Genomic DNA, 2,309 nt, shown 5'->3' with positions numbered 1-2,309 from the left:
CAATGGCATCGACTCCTTTATCTGCCCCTTTTTTGTCATTAATCACGGCCCGGTTATTACTATAGGTTAAAACCGCCCATTTCTCAAATTCTTTGCGGGTACGATCATCGGGTTTAGTGGCTAATGCTTTGGCTGATTCTAGATCTTTGGGAATACCATTCAGTTCAATTTTATCTAAAACATTTTTACCAAAGGAGTCCTCTAGTCGCTTTAACATTAAGCTAATACTTTGATAGTTTATATCAATTCCAATCCAGTTTCTCTCTAATCTCTCCGCTACAGCGATAGTCGTTCCACACCCACAATAGGCATCTAAAATTACATCTCCTTTATTACTACTTGCTTTGATTATTCTTTCTAACAATGCCTCTGGTTTTTGTGTGGGATATCCTAACCGTTCTTTTGCTGTATTAGTTAAGATAGGTATTGTCCACCAATCAAAAGGAATCCGTCCCAATTCATGTTTTCTTTGATATGCTTTACCTTTAATAATTTTATGTTCAACTTTTTCAGGAGAAGAATAAGGTTCTCTTACTAAATCAACATTAAAAATAAAATTATTACTTGATTTAGAATAGTATAAAATTACGTCATGTTTTTTAGAAAAATGATTTTTACTAGCACCTCCTGAACCATAACACCAAATAATCTCATTTTTAAAATCACCACCCTGAGAGCAAAAAACAGTATCTAAAACTATTTTTAAATAATGACTAGCAGTAGGATCGCAGTGGAGATAAAAGCTACCAGTAGATTTTAAAACTCGATGGATTTCCACAATCCTCAGAGTCATACTCACCAGATAAGCGAGAAGACTGCCTTTACCTAAAACTTTAGTTAAACCGTCAATTAAATCAATAGTATGACTGGTAAATTTACCCTGATAATTGCTTTGAATTTCTTCTAAAGCTTCGTTAGCGTGATTATCCCATGTCCAGGTATCCACAAATGCTTGTGCTTGTGCTTGATCTTCCTTGCCTAAGTTGTTATAAATTTGGTTGTAATTACGTTTAGAATTAAAGGGTGGATCGATATAACAAAGATCGATCGATTCATCTTTGATATACTTCCGCAGCACTTCTAGGTTATCACCGTAGTATAGTTTATTGACCATAGAGATTGGGGGGATTGACTGCATTCTCAATTGTATTATTATTCCCCCTTAAAGAGGACGAATGCAATCGCTCCCGACAATAATATTATTGTGGGGGCGCATCGTGGTCAGTAGGTTTATCGAACTGTGTGCGCCCAAAATTTAACTTAGTGTCAGCAGAAGTCCCTCTCGTAAACCTTCCGACTATAATTAAGATTAGGCTTCCCCCTAAAGATTATGATTGCGGTTCCCAACTACATCAGTCCCCAAGAATATCTCGCTATCGAGCGCCAGAGCCAGATCCGCCATGAATACCGACGTGGTTTGGTTTATGCGATGGCTGGCGGTACGGATAATCACGAGCGCATTGCCTTCAATTTTCTCAAAGTCATTGACGAACATTTCGGCGACTCTACAGACTGTCGGTTTCACTCGGGTAATGTCAAGGTTAACTATCAAGATCAGTTTTATTACTATCCCGATGCTTTTGTTACCTGCGATCCTCGCGATCGCCAAGATCGTTATCTGAAACGCTATCCGAAACTAATTGCGGAAGTGCTTTCCCCCAACACGAAGGCTTTTGACAAGGGCGAAAAATTCCAAGATTATCAACAGATAGAAACTTTAGAAGAATATGTATTAATTTCCCAAGAAATCCAGCGCGTGGAATGCCGTCGCCGTAATTCTCTGGGGATATGGGAAACGACTATTTACGAGACAGGCGATCGCGTGATCCTGTCAAGTATTAACCTAGAGTTAGCGATCGCCGATCTCTACCGGGGAATAGATTAAAATGTGAACTACTCTCAAGGGAGTTGAGAGCTTGCTGCTTCAAATGGGAATGGATCGACCTCATTTAGTTGATTTGTACTAACTGGCTCGGCAATTTTCCAGCCATTGTTCTAAATCTTGTGGTGATTGAAAATCTAACAAAGCTTCTCCCAAGTTTTCTAACTGTTCTAGGTCAAGACTGCGGATATTGGGCAATAATTCGGGGGAAATGTCCCCTATCCGCCGATTTAATTGACGTAAAACTAGGTTAGCTTCTCCTTCTTGTCGTCCCTCTTGTAAACCCTCCGACCAGATTTCTTGATAGATAACTGATTCTTTCATGATGTCCTTCCTTAATAATCGTTGGATGATGTCTTTCTTTAATACTAACCCGGCTAGAATTGCGGTAGATGCAGCCAGATTACTTTGTTCTCGACTATCGCTG

At 39.3% G+C, this 2,309-nt stretch carries 3 protein-coding genes; 1 reads left to right on the top strand and 2 read right to left on the bottom strand.

Annotated features, from left to right (window positions below; genetic code table 11):
• Positions 1-1,114, bottom strand: a 1,114-nt coding sequence (locus O9334_RS06750; protein ID WP_287999710.1) for a DNA-methyltransferase, incomplete at its 3' end; no start/stop codon positions are given.
• A gap of 216 nt (positions 1,115-1,330) precedes the next feature.
• Here O9334_RS06750 and O9334_RS06745 point away from each other — a divergent pair.
• On the top strand, positions 1,331-1,885 hold the full coding sequence (locus tag O9334_RS06745) for a Uma2 family endonuclease (protein WP_190381863.1): 555 nt from the start codon (positions 1,331-1,333) through the stop codon (positions 1,883-1,885).
• A gap of 78 nt (positions 1,886-1,963) precedes the next feature.
• On the opposite strand, the gene O9334_RS06740 is transcribed toward O9334_RS06745, so the two are convergent.
• A partial coding sequence (locus tag O9334_RS06740) for a DUF4351 domain-containing protein (protein WP_287999709.1) occupies positions 1,964-2,309 on the bottom strand: 346 nt, incomplete at its 5' end.

The organism is Microcystis sp. LE19-8.1F, assembly GCF_027531715.1.
GTDB classification, from domain to species: domain Bacteria; phylum Cyanobacteriota; class Cyanobacteriia; order Cyanobacteriales; family Microcystaceae; genus Microcystis; species Microcystis wesenbergii_A.
The sequence above is the reverse complement of the archived record's forward strand: the minus strand, read 5'-3'. Positions and strand labels throughout refer to the sequence as shown.